Origin of the sequence: Pseudomonas sp. 58 R 12 (genome assembly GCF_900005865.1) — a bacterium.
Taxonomy (GTDB): domain Bacteria; phylum Pseudomonadota; class Gammaproteobacteria; order Pseudomonadales; family Pseudomonadaceae; genus Aquipseudomonas; species Aquipseudomonas tritici.
This window is the reverse complement of the sequence record NZ_CVTP01000001.1, coordinates 1-15,193: the sequence shown is the minus strand read 5'-3', so window position 1 is coordinate 15,193 and position 15,193 is coordinate 1. Positions and strand designations below refer to the sequence as shown.

Below are 15,193 nucleotides of genomic sequence, written 5' to 3'. Positions count from 1 at the left end.
ATCAAAAACAACAACAAGGAGACTGCCATGAACGCTGTAAGCCTGGAACAAACCGAACGGATCTGGCTTGACGCTTACCTGCCTGGCGTCCCGGCGGATATCGATGCCGCGATTGAAGATTACCCATCGTTGCGCGAGGTGTTCCTCGAACACTTGGAGAAATTCCACGAGCGTGTGGCGTATGTGAGCATCGGCACCGAAATGACTTACGCCGACTGGCAGGTGCAAGGCATTGCGTTCGCCGCCTGGTTGCAGGGCCAGGGTGTGCAAAAGGGCGACCGCGTGGCGTTGATGATGCCCAACTGCTTGCAGTACCCGATCTGCCTGCTGGGTACGATCCTGGCCGGCGCGGTGGTGGTCAACGTCAACCCGCTGTACACCTCCCATGAACTCAAGCATTTGCTCAAGGACAGCGGCGCGCAGACCGTGGTGATCTTCGAAAACTTCGCGCATACCCTGGAAAAAGTCATTGCCGGCAGCAGCGTCAAGCGCGTGGTCATCGCGGCCATCGGCGACTTGCTCGGCACCTTCAAGGGCGCGGCGATGAACTTTATCCTGCGTAGCGTGCAAAAGCAGGTGCCGGCGTTCAATCTGCGCGGCTCGGTGCGGTTCAATCAGGCCTTGAAACAGGGGCGCGGGCTCAATCATTTTCCGGTGGAAATGCACCTCGACGACCTGGCTTTCCTGCAATACACCGGCGGCACCACCGGCGACGCTAAAGGCGTGATGCTCAGCCATCGCAACATCATCGCCAATCTGCTGCAGGCCAAGGCCTGGGTCGGTGACCAACTGGACCAGCAAAAGCAGGAAACCAACGTCACCTTGCTGCCGCTTTACCACATTTTTTCGCTGACGGTGAACTGCCTGATGTTCATGTGCCTGGGCGGGCGCAATATCTTGATTGCCAACCCGCGGGACGTGAAGCGGGTGCAGATGATCCTGCGCAAGGAGCGCTTCAACGGCATTGCCGGGGTCAACACGTTGTTTAATGGCTTGCTGGAAAACAAGGCGTTTTGCGCGCGGGACTTTTCCGACTTGCGCATGGTGATCGCGGGCGGCATGGCCACCCACACCGCCGTGGCCAAGCGTTGGAAGGAAGTCACCGGGCTGCCGATCATCGAAGGCTATGGCCTCACCGAGTGTTCGCCGGTGGTGAGCATCAGCCCGATCAATATTGCGCGCATGCGCGAGATGGAATTCACCGGCAGCATCGGCGTGCCATTGCCGTCGACCTGGGTGCGGTTTATCCGTGAAGACGGCGAGCTGGCCGAGATTGGCGAGCAGGGCGAACTACAGGTGCGCGGGCCGCAGGTGATGCAGGGCTACTGGAAACGCCCGGAAGCCACCGCCGAGGTGCTGGATGCCGAGGGGTGGCTGTCGACCGGCGATATCGGTGTGATGGACGAGCGTGGCTATATCCGTCTGGTGGATCGCAAGAAAGACATGATCCTGGTCTCGGGCTTCAACGTGTACCCCAATGAAATCGAAGACGTGGTGGCGTTGCACCCAGGGGTGGCGGAAGTGGCGGCGATTGGGGTGGAAGATGGCGTGACGGGGGAAAAGGTCAAGATCATCGTAGTGCGCAAGGACCCGAACCTGACGCAGGAGCAGATCCTGGTGCATTGCCGGGAGTATCTGACGGGGTACAAGGTGCCCAGGTATGTGGAGTTTCGGACCACCGAGTTGCCCAAGACCACCGTGGGTAAAGTCCTGCGCCGCGCCTTGCGCTGATTCGAAGGTTTAGGTGATCCAAATGTGAGCTGGCTTGCCTGCGATAGCGGTGTACCCGTTACACCGCCATCGCAGGCAAGCCAGCTCCCACAAAGTTCTGTGGTGGATTTTAGAGTGAGTTCACGGCTACCCAGCGTTCTTCCTTGGCCGCCAGGCGAATCGCCGTCGCCAAGCGCTCGACCTCCCATGCCGCCTCAAAGTCAGTGCCCTGCGCACCCTGGCCAGCCACAGCCAGAATCAACTCCTGCACCTCCAGCGTCTTCAACTCGTTGTACCCCAACTGGTGCCCCGCAGCCGGGCTGAACGCCGCATAGCCGGGCAGGGCGGGACCGGCCAACAGACGCTGGAACCCGTCCTGGCCGACACGGTATACGCGCAGTTCATTCAAGCGCTCCTGATCGAACGCCAGCGTGCCTTTCGTCCCGCTGATCTCGAAGCTCAGGTGATTCTTGTACCCATGCTTGAGCCAACTGCTGCTGACCGTGCCGCGCGCGCCGTTGGCGAACCGCAGCAGGGCATACACCTGGTCATCCACGGCGATGGATTTCAAGTCGGTGCTGTCTTTGACGGCAGGGCGCCGGGCGTGGACGGTCTGGGTATCGGCGCACACGCTGACGACATCCCCCACCAGATAGCGCGCCATCGACAGCAGATGGCTGCCCAAGTCCGCCAGCGCGCCGCCGGCATGTTCCACTTCGCAGCGCCACGACCAAGGGGACGTCGGGTCGGCCATAAAGTCTTCGCTGAATTCACCCTGGAAGCTGATGATTTCGCCCAGCTCGCCATTGGCAATCATCTGCCGGGCCAAGGTGATCATCGGGTTGTGCTGATAGTTGTAGCCGACCCGCGTGACCACGCCAGCCGCACGGGCGGCGCGGCGCATGGCGTCGGCCTGCTCCAGGCTGACCGCCAGGGGTTTTTCGCAGTAAACCGCCTTGCCTGCCGCGATGGCGGCCATGGCCATGGGGTAGTGCAAATGGTTGGGGGTGGTGATGGCCACTACATCGACCCTGGAATCATTGATCAGCGTCTGCCAGTCGCCGTGGGCCTCGGCAAATCCCCACGCCGTGGCGCAGCGCTGTGCGCGTTCGGTATCGGCGTCGGCCAGTGCAGCCAGTTTGAGGGTAACTGGCAATTCGAATACCGCGCGGGCGTTATTGAATGCCAGGGCATGGGCGCGGCCCATGAAGCCTGTGCCGATCAAGCCGATTCCGAGTTCGCGCATTGCCGTGGTCCTTTGCATTATTGTTTTGAGAGGGTGTATTAATGGAATAAAAATTCTCTAAATTCAATAGATGGAATAAAAATTCATTAGGCTGCCGAAGATCACCCCAGCGAATGCAGCTATATTCAGGCCATGGGGAAACGGCGTCAGTTAACAAAAGATAACGTAGCGCCGATTGTCAGACGATTCGAAAGCCCGATAGGATGGCCCCTGCTTCCTCCAGGCGCTCTAGATTGCAGGTTTCAAGGCCCCGGAAGGCAGGCGATAACAATAATAAATGGGAGAAAGGTCTATGAGTGAGCCTGTCATGGGTTGGGTTGTTTGCCGCCCACGCGCCGCACGCAAGGTTGCGTTGTTGGCCACAGCGCTCTCGTTGCTGGTCGGTGGTGTGTTGTCCACGTCCGCACTGGCAGCCAGCGATACCACCGCAACACCTGCGTTTGCGATTGAATCCCCCAAGGCCGCCAAAGGCCTGATGATCGACGTGGTCCATGCCGGCAAGCGCCTGGTGGCCGTCGGTGATCGCGGGCATATCCTCTATTCCGACGACCAGGGCAGCACCTGGACCCAAGCCAAAGTCCCCACCCGGCAACTGCTCACGGCGGTGTTTTTTGTCGATGAAAAGCAGGGCTGGGCGGTGGGCCATGATGCGCAAATTCTCGCCAGTTCCGATGGCGGTGCCACCTGGACTCAGCAATACCAAGACCTCAAGCGCGAAGCCCCGTTGCTCGACGTGTGGTTCAACGACGCCAGCCACGGCCTGGCCGTCGGCGCCTACGGTGCGTTGATCGAAACCACTGACGGCGGCAAAACCTGGAACGACGTCAGTGACCGCCTGGACAACGAAGACCAGTTCCACCTCAACGCCATCGCCCATATCAAGGACGCCGGCCTGTTCATCGTCGGTGAGCAAGGCAGCATGTTCCGCTCCAGCGACGACGGCCAGACCTGGGAAAAACTCGAAGGCCCTTATGAGGGCTCGCTGTTTGGCGTAATCAGCACCGCCCAGCCGCAGACCCTGCTGGCTTATGGCTTGCGCGGCAACCTTTACCGCTCCACGGATTTCGGCAGCACATGGGAACAAGTTGAGCTGAACGCGGCGCGGGGAGCGCTGGAGTTTGGTTTGTCGGGCGCGACTTTGCTGGATGACGGTTCCATCGTTGTCGTCGGCAACGGTGGCAGCGTGGTGGTCAGTCATGACGATGGGGCGACCTTCAGCGTGTTCAATCGTCCGGACCGTATTTCGCTGTCGGCCGTCACGGCGGCAGGCAACGGCAACTTGATTCTGGCCGGGCAGGGTGGCGTTCGTGTTGCCATGCCCACCGGCGCTGAACCGACAAAACAATAAGAAGGCGGGCAAAGAATGAGCAGTCATCACAACGATAAAGCGACCTTTCTTGAGCGCCTGATCTTCAACAACCGCCCGGCAGTGATCGTCATCTGCCTGCTGGTGAGTATTTTCCTGTTCTGGCAGGCGACGTTGATTCGCCCGTCCACCAGCTTTGAAAAGATGATCCCCCTCAAGCATCCCTTCATCGAGAAGATGATGGAGCACCGCAACGACCTGGCCAACCTGGGCAACACGGTGCGCATTTCGGTGGAGGCCAAGGACGGGGACATCTTTACAAAGGAGTACATGGAGACCCTGCGCCAGATCAACGACGAAGTGTTCTACATCTCCGGCGTCGACCGTTCGGGCCTCAAGTCGCTGTGGAGCCCCAGCGTACGCTGGACCGAAGTGACCGAAGAAGGCTTTGCCGGTGGTGAAGTGATTCCGCAGAGCTACAACGGCTCGCCGCAAAGCCTTGATCAACTGCGCAACAACGTGCTCAAGTCCGGCCAGGTCGGGCGCCTGGTAGCCAACGATTTCAAATCAAGCATTGTCGATATCCCGCTGCTGGAGTCTTACCCGGATCCGCAGGACCAAGGCAAGTTGCTGGCCCTTGACTACCGCAAGTTCTCCCATGAACTCGAAGACAAGATTCGCGACAAGTTCGAAGCGCAGAACCCTAACGTCAAGATCCACATCGTCGGTTTCGCCAAGAAGGTCGGTGACCTGATCGATGGCCTGGTGATGGTGGTGCTGTTCTTTGGCATCGCGTTCGTTATCACGCTGATTCTGCTGCTGTGGTTCACCAACTGCCTGCGCAGCACCGTTGCGGTGTTGAGCACGACATTGGTGGCGGTGGTCTGGCAGCTCGGGTTGATGCACTTTTTCGGTTTCGGCCTTGATCCGTATTCGATGCTGGTGCCGTTCCTGATCTTCGCCATTGGTATTTCCCACGGTGTGCAGAAGATCAACGGTATCGCCCTGCAATCCAGTGAAGCGGACAACGCGCTGACCGCCGCCCGCCGTACCTTCCGGCAACTGTTTCTGCCAGGGATGATCGCGATCCTCGCCGACGCGGTGGGCTTCATCACGCTGCTGATCATCGACATTGGCGTGATCCGTGAACTGGCCATCGGCGCGTCCATCGGCGTGGCGGTGATCGTGTTCACCAACCTGATCCTGCTGCCGGTGGCGATTTCCTATGCTGGCATCAGCCAGCGCGCCATCGCCAGGAGCAAAAAGGACGCGCACCGCGACCACCCGTTCTGGCGCCTGCTGTCGAAATTCGCCAGCGCCAAAGTGGCGCCGGTCTCGATCCTGCTCGCGCTGGTCGCCTTTGGCGGCGGCCTCTGGTACAGCCAGAACCTGAAGATCGGTGACCTGGACCAAGGCGCGCCGGAACTGCGCCCGGACTCGCGCTACAACAAAGACAACAATTTCATCATCAGCAACTACTCAACCAGTTCCGACGTATTGGTGGTGATGGTCAAGACCAAGGCCGAAGGCTGCTCGCGCTATGAAGCCATGGCGCCCATCGACCAGTTGATGTGGAAGATGCAGAACACCGAGGGCGTGCAGTCGGCGATCTCGCTGGTGACCGTGTCCAAGCAGATGATCAAGGGCATGAACGAGGGCAACCTGAAATGGGAAACCCTGTCGCGCAACCCGGATGTGCTGAACAACTCCATCGCCCGTGCCGATGGCCTGTACAACAACAACTGCTCCCTGGCGCCCGTGCTGGTGTTCCTCAACGACCACAAGGCCGAAACCCTCGACCGCGCGGTGCATGCGGTGCAGGACTTCGCCAAAGAAAACAACAAGGATGGCCTGGAATTCATTCTCGCGGCGGGTAATGCCGGGATCGAGGCAGCGACTAACGAGGTGATCAAGGAATCGGAGCTGACCATCTTGATCCTGGTGTACCTGTGCGTGGCGACCATGTGCATGATCACCTTCCGCTCCTGGGCGGCGACCCTGTGCATCGTGCTGCCGCTGGTGCTGACCTCGGTGCTCGGCAACGCGCTGATGGCGTTCATGGGTATCGGCGTCAAGGTCGCGACCTTGCCGGTAGTGGCCTTGGGCGTGGGGATTGGCGTGGACTACGGCATCTACATCTACAGCCGCCTGGAAAGCTTCCTGCGTGCCGGCCTGCCGCTGCAAGAGGCGTACTACCAGACGCTCAAGTCCACCGGTAAAGCCGTACTGTTCACCGGTTTGTGCCTGGCGATTGGCGTGTGCACCTGGATCTTCTCGGCCATCAAGTTCCAGGCCGACATGGGCTTGATGCTGACCTTCATGCTCCTGTGGAACATGTTTGGTGCGCTGTGGCTGCTGCCGGCGCTGGCGCGGTTCCTGATCAAACCGGAGAAGTTGGCGGGGCAGAAGGGCAATTCTTTGTTTGCTCACTGACCGATATAGACCATTGCCGCAAGGCACTGCGGGGGAATTGACCTATCATGTGTCTTTTCCCCCGCAGTGACTTCACATCATGACCGACGCAGCACCCAACCTGAGCACCGACCTGAAAGACAGCGACATGCTGATCATCAACGGGCTGCACGCCTTCGACTTCACGTTCGATCATCACTTGCAGATCGAAAGCATGGACGGCCGGGAACTCAAGCGTTGGACGTTCAGTCCAGATCAACTGAACGCCGCCACCTTTGATAGCAGCTTGCAAAGCTGGCTCTTGAGCAACGAAGACGGTGAACACCGTCTGGTCTGCCTGAGTGCGATCAAGGGCGACAACAACAACGACGAGGATGAAGCGGATGATGCGTAAATTCTGGCCCCTGCTGATGGCCGGCAGCGTAGGCGCGATGTCGGTGCAAGCCGCGCCGGCCGACACCTATGAACTGTTGGTGGGCAGCTACACCGCTGGCACCAGCGAAGGCATCTACCGCCTGCAATTCGACAGCCGTACCGGCACGTTCCAGGGCGCGCCGGTGTTGGCGGCCAAGGCCGCGAACCCGTCGTGGCTGACGGTTTCCAAGGACCAGAAGCACCTGTTTGTGGTCAACGAAAACGGGCCGGGCCAACAGGATGCGGTAGGCCGCGTGAGCAGCTACAGTATTGATCCTCAGAATCATCAGCTGACCTTGATCAACCAGGTCCAGAGCCTGGGCAACGAGCCCACCCATTCCAGCGTGGCCGCCGATGGGCGCTACCTGTTTGTGGCCAACTACTCGGTAGTAGAAGACCCGGGCGGAAGCCTGGCGGTGCTGCCGGTGGATGCCGAGGGCAAGCTGTCAGCCCCGGTGCAACTGAGCGGCCACCCGGCCAGCCGCGTTAACCCGGAGCGCCAGGCGTCCAACCATGTGCATTCGGTGGTGTCGTCGCCGGATGGCAAATACGTGTTCGTGCAGGACCTGGGCGCGGACAAGGTGTTTGCCTATCACTACGATCCCAAGGCCAATCATGAACTGCCATTGACCCCGGCCACTCCGGCCTCGGTGCAACTGCCGCCGGGCAGCGGTCCGCGTCACTTGTTGTTCAGCGCTGATGGCAAACATGCCTGGCTGACCACCGAGATGAGCGCGCAGGTCGCGGTGTTTGACTACAAAGATGGCCAGCTGACCCAGACGCAACTGGTGGACTTCGCCGCCGGGAAACCGGTACCGGACAAGGCTGGCGCTGCGTTGCACGCGTCCAGTGATGGCAAATTCCTCTACGTGAGCAACCGTGGCACGGCCAATCAGTTGCTGGTGTTCAGCATCGACCCGGCTACCGCGCACCTCAAGGAACTGCAACGCCGTTCCGTGGAAGGCGACCACCCGCGCGAGTTCAGCCTGGACCCGAGCGGCAAGTTTTTGCTGATCGCCAACCAGAAAAGTAACGAAATCGTGGTGGTTGAACGCGACCCCAACACCGGTCTGCTGGGTAAAACCGTGCAGAAACTGGCGATCGACGCCCCCAGTGACCTCAAGTTCCTGGTGCGTCAATAAGCCACAGGCCCCGCACTGCGGGGCCTGACCCGGTGTATTAATTCTATTAATAGCGGCTACTGTTTCAAAGCATTTCTAAGGTTCAACCCTCGGGCGTAAGTTGGGTTCCAAGGCCTTCCCAGGCCACCCAACCAAACGAACACAAGGGTTACCGACATGAACTTGAATCTCTTCTCCATCATTGCCGCTTCCGCTGTTTCCGCCACTGTCGCCCTGCCAGCGGCGGCCAGCGTGGAAGTTTCCGGCAAAAAATCCAGCACCAGCGCCTACACCCAGAAATACCTGCAACAAAGTGCCAACTTCTACGCCGCACTGGATCACAAGACTCAGCAATAACCTGCACAAAAGCAGACGCCAAACCACTGGAACGAAGCCTGGCTCGTTCGAGTGGTTTGGCGTTTGTGCATCTGCAGAATAAAAATGATTGATATCACATTGCCATGTGTTTAAATTTGACGCTCAAATATTGACGCATTTATTCCTGGAATCGACAGCATGGCACTCCGACTCGCCGCACTCATCCTGGTTCTCTACTCCGCCCCCATCCTGTCCTCCGTACAAGGGGTGGACGGTGAGCCGGAGATTGCCCGTGAGCGGTTACTTAACCTGGTTGAAGGCTAAACCGAATCCCAGTAGTGAGCGGGCTTGCCCCGCGCTGGGCTGCGAAGCAGCCCCAAAACCAGGCGCCGAGGAATACCTGACACCGTGCGGCGTTTTCGATGGGGCCGCTTCGCAGCCCAGCGCGGGGCAAGCCCGCTCACTACAGAGCCCTATCGGGTCAGGTCTTTGCCATTACGGCAATGAACAGCGGCGATTGCAGGAAGCGCTCCAGCCACTGCTGTAACCGGGGATACGGTGCACCGGCAAACCATTCCCGATCCACATGGGCGAACTGACGCACAAACGGCGCCAGGGCCATGTCTGCCAGGCTTGGGTGATCGGCGAATAAGTACTCGCGATTCGCCAATAATCCCTCAAGTGTGCGCAAGAACACCTCGCCCTCGGCCCGATAATGTTCCATCGGTTGTTCCGGGTAGCGTTCGGCATACTTGTATCGATTCAAGTGATACTTGAAGCCCACATCGTTCTCGGCAATCAACGCCAATACCGCCGGGTCACCCTGCAGCAGCCAATCATCCGGGTCGTGCTGCGCCAGCGCCCACTGCATGATCGCCAGGCTTTCATCGATCACCACGCCATTCACACTCAACACCGGCACCGTGCCTTTGGGTGACAGCGCCAGCATCTCGGCCGGCTTGGCCTTGAGGCTCACTTCGATAATGCGCACGGGCACGCCGCAATAGCGCAACGCCAGGCGCGCGCGCATCGCATACGGGCAGCGTCGAAACGAATACAGCAGCGCCTCGCTCACTTGACCTCCAGGGTGCTCAAGCCATTGCCCTGGCGCTTGACCTGGATCTGCACCGGAATGCGCTCGTGCATTTCCTGCACGTGGGAGATCACCGCCACTTTGCGGCCCTGGGCCTGCAAACCGTCCAGTGCGTCCATCGCCAACTGCAGCGACTCGGGGTCCAGGCTGCCGAAGCCTTCGTCGATAAACAGCGACTCGATCTTCAACGTGCTGGAGGCCATCGACGCCAGGCCCAGCGCTAGCGCCAGCGACACCAGGAAGGTTTCACCACCGGACAATGAATGCACCGAGCGCAGTTCATCGCCCATTTCCGTGTCCATGACCAATAGGCCCAGCATGCTGCCGCCGCGCTTGAGACGGTAGCGGCGCACCAATTGGCGCAGTTGCACGTTGGCGTGGTGCACCAGCAGGTCGAGGTTGTAGGCCTGGGCGATCTTGCGGAAGGTGTCGCCGGTGGCTGAGCCGATCAGCGCATTCAGGCGTGCCCAGCGTTGCCATTCGTCATAGGCCTTGGCGATCTGTTCGGCGAAGGCCTGATTGGCATCCTGGCGGCGCTGGTCTTCGGACTGGCGCGCGCGCAATTCGGCGCAGGTTTTTTCTCCCTCAGCCAACTGTTGGTTGAGCGTAGCCAACGCGCTGTCCAGTGCTTCGGCTTCAAGGTTGCCGTTGTGCAGGGCTTGGTGCTCGGCCAGGCGTTGCTCGCGTTCTTGCAGCAGGACCTTGGCTTGTTCAACGGCTTTTTCGCTGTGCTGCAACTGCTGGCGCAATTGGCTGACCTGGGCGTCATCGTAGGCCAGCAAGCGGTTGAGGCCATCGTTATCGAGCTCCGGGTGCCGGGCTCGCCACTCGCCGAGGCGTGTGTCCAGCGATTGCTGTTCGGCCTGTAACGCTTGCTGGCGCTCCTGCTGGGCCTTGAGATCGGCGGCCAACTGGATCAATGCGTTGTGGATCTCTTGCAACTGCTTGTTGGCGTCGGTTTCACTCTGGCGTGATTGGGTCACGGCCTGATCCAACTGCTGTTGCCAGTGTTCGGCACTGCCGTGCTCGCCAAGCAACGCGCCGAGTTTTTCCTGAGCTGCTTGTTGCTGGGCGGCCAACTCGTTGACCTGCTGATTCAGCGCATCGAGTTGCTGCTGGCGGTGCTGCTGATGCGTCTGTTCTTTCTCGATCGCTTGTTGGCGTTCTTGTTGCTCGGCCAGCTCATCACGTTGATGGCCGAGCTGTTCAAGGCGCTGGCTGACCTGTTGGTCCAGCTGCATGAAGGTTGCGGCCGGCTCGGCACGCAAACCGTCCAGGGTGTCGGCGGGCAACAGGCTGGCGAAGGCATTCAGTTCCTGCTCAAGACGTTCGCGGTCGCTGGCCAGCTCGCGTTGCTGATCCACCAGCAATTGACGGGCCTGCTGGCTCGCTTCCTGGGCGGCTTGCAGTTGTTGCTGCAGACGCCCGGCGTTTTGTTGCAGGTTGAGCAGGGCACCTTGGCGTTGTTCGTCCTGGGTGATGCTTTGGGTCAGTTGGCCCAGTTGTTGATCAAGCCAGGCGCTGCGTTTGGCCGCCTCCTGGTTGAACAATGCTGCTGAAAGTGGGTGTGCGTCCAGGCTCGGCTTGAGTGCGTGCTGTTGTGTCGCCAGCTGCTCCTGCTGTTGCAGGTATTCCTTTTGCTGGGCGATCAAGCCACCGACTTCGCCGCGCAGCTCGGTGAGTTTTTCCTTGAGGGTGTCGACGGCTTTCTGTGCCGAGGCCTCCTCGTTTTCGTCATGGCGACCGAGACTTTGCAGCAGCGCTTCGGGCTGGTGGTACGGATGCACGTGGCTGCCGCACACCGGGCAGGGCTGGTCGTCCTGCAACTGCTCGCGCAATTCTTCGACACTGGCACTGCGGGCCAGGCGCTGGCGCTCAAGCAGTTGCTTGGTCACCGTCAGGGTTTGTTCGGCAACGGTCAGCTCCGCCTTGGTTTGCAGGCCGGTCTGGTTCAGTTGCTCGCGTTGCTGTTGGGCGTCGGCAAGCTTCTGCGTCAGTACGTTGGCCTGCTGGTCCAGCTGCTGCTGGCTGTCCCACAGGCGCGTCAGGTCTTCAAAGGCGCGTTGCTGTTTGCGATTGTCTTGCAGCAGGCTGGCCAGCAACTGGATTTGCTCGGCCACGGCATGCGGCTCGGCACCGGCCTCCTGATACAGCAGGTCCAGAGCCTCGCGTTGTCCGGTGAACTGTTCGGCTGCGCGGGCCGCGCGTTGTTCCAATTGCGGCAGTTCGGCCTGGCCTTTGTTCAGGCGATTGCCTATCAACATCAGCTGTTGCAAGCGATCGCGGTAGGCGGTCCAGGCGTCGCTCAAGGGGGCGAGGGCGGCGCTGCGATCAAGTTCGGTGGCCAGGCGTTGGAGGCGTTCGGCGACTTGGCTTTGCTTTTCCAGCAGACCGTTAAGCCGGGCCTGGCCTTCGGTGCAGGCGTGTTCGTGCTGCTGTTTGTCCTCGGCGCGCTTGGCCAGCGCTTTGGTCAAGTGGGCGAGGGTGCTCTGCTCTTCAAACGCCTGGCGCAGCAAAGGCACGGCATCGGCCTGGTTTTTCAGCGCCTCGGCCAACGCGGTTTGCGCGGTGGCTTGCTGTTGTTCGGCCTGCGTCTGGCGACTATGCAGTTGGCCCTGTTGTTCGATATGCAACTGAATCTGCACGGCCAACGGGGCAAGCACGCTGTTGAGTTCGGCTTGGCGGGCGAACTGATGACGTTGCGGCGCCAATTGCTCCAGGCGACTCAGGTCCTGGCGTTGCGGGCCCTGGGCATCCCAATCAGCCTGTGCCCGTTGCAGCTGTTCGGTGGCGGCGAGCTGGCGCTCCTGCCATTCGCGCAGTTCCTTGAGCCAGGTGTGTTGCAGCTCCAACTGCTTGAGTTGGGCCTGTTGGTTCTTGAGCTGGGCGTTTGCGGCGTCGAATTGCTGATCCAGTTCGGCACGTGCTTCAGGGGCCAGGGGCACCACGCCGGTGGCTTGGTCCTGCAACTGCTTGTGCGCGTCCCTGGCGTCTTTGGCCTTGTCGAAGGCGCGTCGGCCAAGCTGGGTGTAGAGGGCCGTGTCGGTGAGCTTTTCGAGCAGTTCGCTGCGCTCGTTATCGTTGGCCTTGAGGAAGGCACTGAACTCGCTTTGCGCCAGCAATACGGCGCGGGTGAACTGCTCGAAGTTCAGGCCCAGGGCCAGTTCCAACTGGGTCTTGTATTCGGTTTTCTGGCTGGCCAGCAGTTGGTCGCTGTCCAGGTCGATCAGGCTCTGGCGGCTGTTCTGCAACTTGCCGCTGGCCTTGTCGCGGGCGCGGTTGGCTTCCCAGCGCGCACGGTAGCGACGGCCGCTGACGCCGACAAAATCCACTTCGGCATAACCACCCCCGGTGCCGCGACGAATCAAGGTGCGCGGGTCGCCAATGGAAATATCGCTGTCGGCATCCGGCATCTTCGCCTGGCCGGTGTCGCCCAGGCGCGGCACAGCGCCGAACAGCGCCAGGCACAACGCATCCAGCAGGGTGCTTTTACCGGCGCCGGTCGGCCCGGTAATCGCGAACAAACCCGCGCTGGCCAGCGGCTCTGCGGTGAAGTCGATCTCGAACGGGCCCGCCAGGGAGGCGAGGTTTTTCAGGCGGATGGCGAGGATCTTCATGGCTGTTGCTCCTCCTGTTGCACTTCCTGGAGCAGCACAGCGAAATCCTTCAAGGTCTGTTCATCCACTTCACTGCCGTAACTGTCCTGCCAGGCGCGGCTGAACAATTCCTGGGGCGTGAGCTGGTCGAGTTCGATCAGGCGGTCTTCGTCCGTGTTGTCGCTGCCGCGCTTACCGGCGTACTCGGCGGCGATGCGCACCAGGCGCACGGCTTTGCCTTGCAGGGCGGTTTCGATTTGCTGGCGCAGGTCGGGTTGCGGCTCGTCCAGGCGCACGCGCACTTCCAGCCAGGGATGGCGCTGGGTTTCAGCGAGCAGGTCGACGTCCGGCAACTCGGCCAGGGCCTTGAGGATATCCGCCAGCGGCGCAGCCTCCAGGCGTTGCAGGTCAACCGAACGCGGGATCAGCAGTGGTTCGACACTCACTAGGCATTGGCCCTGGAACGTCACGTCGAGGATCTGGTGTTTGTAGCCGATTTCGGAAAATGACAACGGAATCGGCGAGCCGCTATAGCGAATCCGCTCTTCGCCATTGACCTTTTGCGGCTTGTGCAAATGGCCGAGGGCGACATAGCCGACACTTTTATCGAACAGGCTGGCCGGCAGCGCCTCGGCATTGCCGATGATCAGGCTGCGCTCGGAGTCTTCCGACACCGAGCCTCCGGCCATGTGCGCATGGCTGATGGCAATCAGCGCCTGGCCTTTTTTACGCTTGGCGTTGGCGGCGGCGATCAGCCATTCATGCACTTGGCCGATACCGCGCAGGTAGTCGTCACCCAGGTGTGCACCGGTGACTTCCGCCGGGCGCAGGAATGGCAAGGCCAGGCACCAGCCGGCAATCTTGCCCTTGGCATCCGGCAGTGGGATCAGCAGGCGTTCGGCGTCGAGTTCGCCGTCATCCAGCCACAGCACGCGACCGAGCGCATGGGTGCGCAGGCGACGCATCAGTGGTGCGGGCAGTTCGATGCGCGAGCCGGAGTCGTGGTTGCCGGCGATCATCACGATGGTCAGCTTGGGGTTTTGCTCGTGGGCGCTGATGATAAAGTCATACAACCGTTCCTGGGCCTTGAGCGGCGGGTTGACCGTGTCGAAGATATCGCCGGCGATGAGCAGCACATCCGGGCGCTGGGCGTTGAGTTGGCCCAGCAGCCACTCAAGGAAACAGGCGTGTTCGAAGTCGCGTTCCTGGCCGTGGAGGTTTTGGCCAAGGTGCCAGTCGGAAGTGTGGAACAGACGCAAGGCGAACTCCGTGAATAAACAGAAAAGTGAATAGCCGCCATGAACAGAGAAGGGCGGTGAAAAGGAAGGGAGTTTACCTGTAATGCGAACCCGGTGCCTGCGGGCGAAGGAGATCAACTGTGGGAGCTGGCTTGCCTGCGATGGCGGTGTGTCAGTCAAAAATGAGCTGACTGATCCACCGCCATCGCAGCATAAGTATCTACATATCTTTATTCCCCCCCAGGCGTAGCAGCTGTCGAGCCCCTGCGAGGCTGCGTCAGCGGTGTGTCAGACAGGCCGCAAACGCAGCCTCGCTGGGGCTCGACAGCTGCTACGCACTATCACAGTGAAAATGTGTAGATACCTTTGGCCATCGCAGGCAAGCCCGCTCCCACATTTTGATTTGTGTGGCGTCAGGGATGTTGCCGTTACTTGGGATACAACGGCGGCAGGCTGGTGGTGTCGGCGGCCGGATCCAGCTCACGCTCAGCCACCGGGATGGCCTTCACCGCACGCCACAGGTCTTCACCCAGCCAATAATGGCCGCCCTCGCTGTAGAGCGCGCCGTTCAACCCATCCAACGCGTCCGACAGCGGTACAAACCGCGCGGCCATGTCCGCCAGGGTTTCCGGCTGTTGCCGGGCCCAGGCGTCGAGGGCTTGGCGGGTGGCCTGGGGGTCGTTGGCCTGGGTGGCGCGCTTGAGGTCGTCGAGCAGGGTGCGCGGGCTCGGGCCGGTTT

The 15,193-nt window shown here is 60.5% G+C and carries 11 protein-coding genes and 1 pseudogene; 7 read left to right on the top strand and 5 right to left on the bottom strand.

Annotated elements, in window-relative coordinates:
* Positions 1-27: 27 nt before the first annotated feature.
* Entirely contained in the window at positions 28-1,731 is a 1,704-nt protein-coding gene (locus BFP95_RS00055; protein ID WP_065908842.1) for an AMP-binding protein, read from the top strand.
* A gap of 109 nt (positions 1,732-1,840) precedes the next feature.
* Here the strand turns inward: BFP95_RS00055 and BFP95_RS00050 are convergent, their stop codons facing one another.
* Positions 1,841-2,956: a Gfo/Idh/MocA family protein gene (locus BFP95_RS00050; protein ID WP_065908838.1), complete on the bottom strand. Its 1,116-nt coding sequence runs from the start codon at positions 2,954-2,956 to the stop codon at positions 1,841-1,843.
* A 307-nt stretch (positions 2,957-3,263) separates the two neighbouring features.
* Here BFP95_RS00050 and BFP95_RS00045 point away from each other — a divergent pair, with 307 nt between their 5' ends.
* From BFP95_RS00045 to BFP95_RS29895, 6 genes are all read left to right on the top strand, one after another.
* Positions 3,264-4,304, top strand: a complete 1,041-nt coding sequence (locus BFP95_RS00045) for a WD40/YVTN/BNR-like repeat-containing protein (RefSeq protein ID WP_175402979.1) — start codon at positions 3,264-3,266, stop codon at positions 4,302-4,304.
* A 15-nt stretch (positions 4,305-4,319) separates the two neighbouring features.
* Positions 4,320-6,695, top strand: a complete 2,376-nt coding sequence (locus tag BFP95_RS00040) for an efflux RND transporter permease subunit (protein WP_065890870.1) — start codon at positions 4,320-4,322, stop codon at positions 6,693-6,695.
* A 79-nt stretch (positions 6,696-6,774) separates the two neighbouring features.
* Complete coding sequence (locus BFP95_RS00035) at positions 6,775-7,068, top strand: DUF5629 family protein (protein WP_065871991.1); 294 nt, start codon at positions 6,775-6,777, stop codon at positions 7,066-7,068.
* Positions 7,058-8,230 (top strand): lactonase family protein, encoded by a 1,173-nt coding sequence (locus BFP95_RS00030; protein WP_065880709.1) that lies wholly within the window; start codon positions 7,058-7,060, stop codon positions 8,228-8,230. Before BFP95_RS00035 ends, BFP95_RS00030 begins: the two co-directional genes overlap by 11 nt.
* Before the next feature lie 156 nt (positions 8,231-8,386).
* Positions 8,387-8,566, top strand: a complete 180-nt coding sequence (locus BFP95_RS00025; RefSeq protein ID WP_016980181.1) for a hypothetical protein — start codon at positions 8,387-8,389, stop codon at positions 8,564-8,566.
* 159 nt (positions 8,567-8,725) lie between these two features.
* Entirely contained in the window at positions 8,726-8,851 is a 126-nt protein-coding gene (locus tag BFP95_RS29895; RefSeq protein ID WP_256530428.1) for a hypothetical protein, read from the top strand.
* Between the two features lie 157 nt (positions 8,852-9,008).
* On the opposite strand, the gene BFP95_RS00020 is transcribed toward BFP95_RS29895, so the two are convergent.
* The 4 genes and pseudogenes from BFP95_RS00020 to BFP95_RS00005 all read right to left on the bottom strand — a co-directional run.
* The gene (locus tag BFP95_RS00020) at positions 9,009-9,602 is read right to left on the bottom strand and encodes a glutathione S-transferase (RefSeq protein ID WP_065880710.1); all 594 of its coding nucleotides are present in this window, start codon (positions 9,600-9,602) and stop codon (positions 9,009-9,011) included.
* Positions 9,599-13,237, bottom strand: coding sequence for an AAA family ATPase (locus BFP95_RS00015; RefSeq protein ID WP_065908832.1), 3,639 nt, complete (start codon positions 13,235-13,237; stop codon positions 9,599-9,601). Before BFP95_RS00015 ends, BFP95_RS00020 begins: the two co-directional genes overlap by 4 nt.
* Positions 13,234-14,475, bottom strand: coding sequence for an exonuclease SbcCD subunit D C-terminal domain-containing protein (locus BFP95_RS00010; RefSeq protein ID WP_065871987.1), 1,242 nt, complete (start codon positions 14,473-14,475; stop codon positions 13,234-13,236). The genes BFP95_RS00015 and BFP95_RS00010 overlap by 4 nt, the downstream gene beginning before the upstream one ends.
* Positions 14,476-14,882: 407 nt before the next feature.
* Positions 14,883-15,193 (bottom strand): annotated as a pseudogene (locus BFP95_RS00005) (protein BatD); the annotation flags it as partial.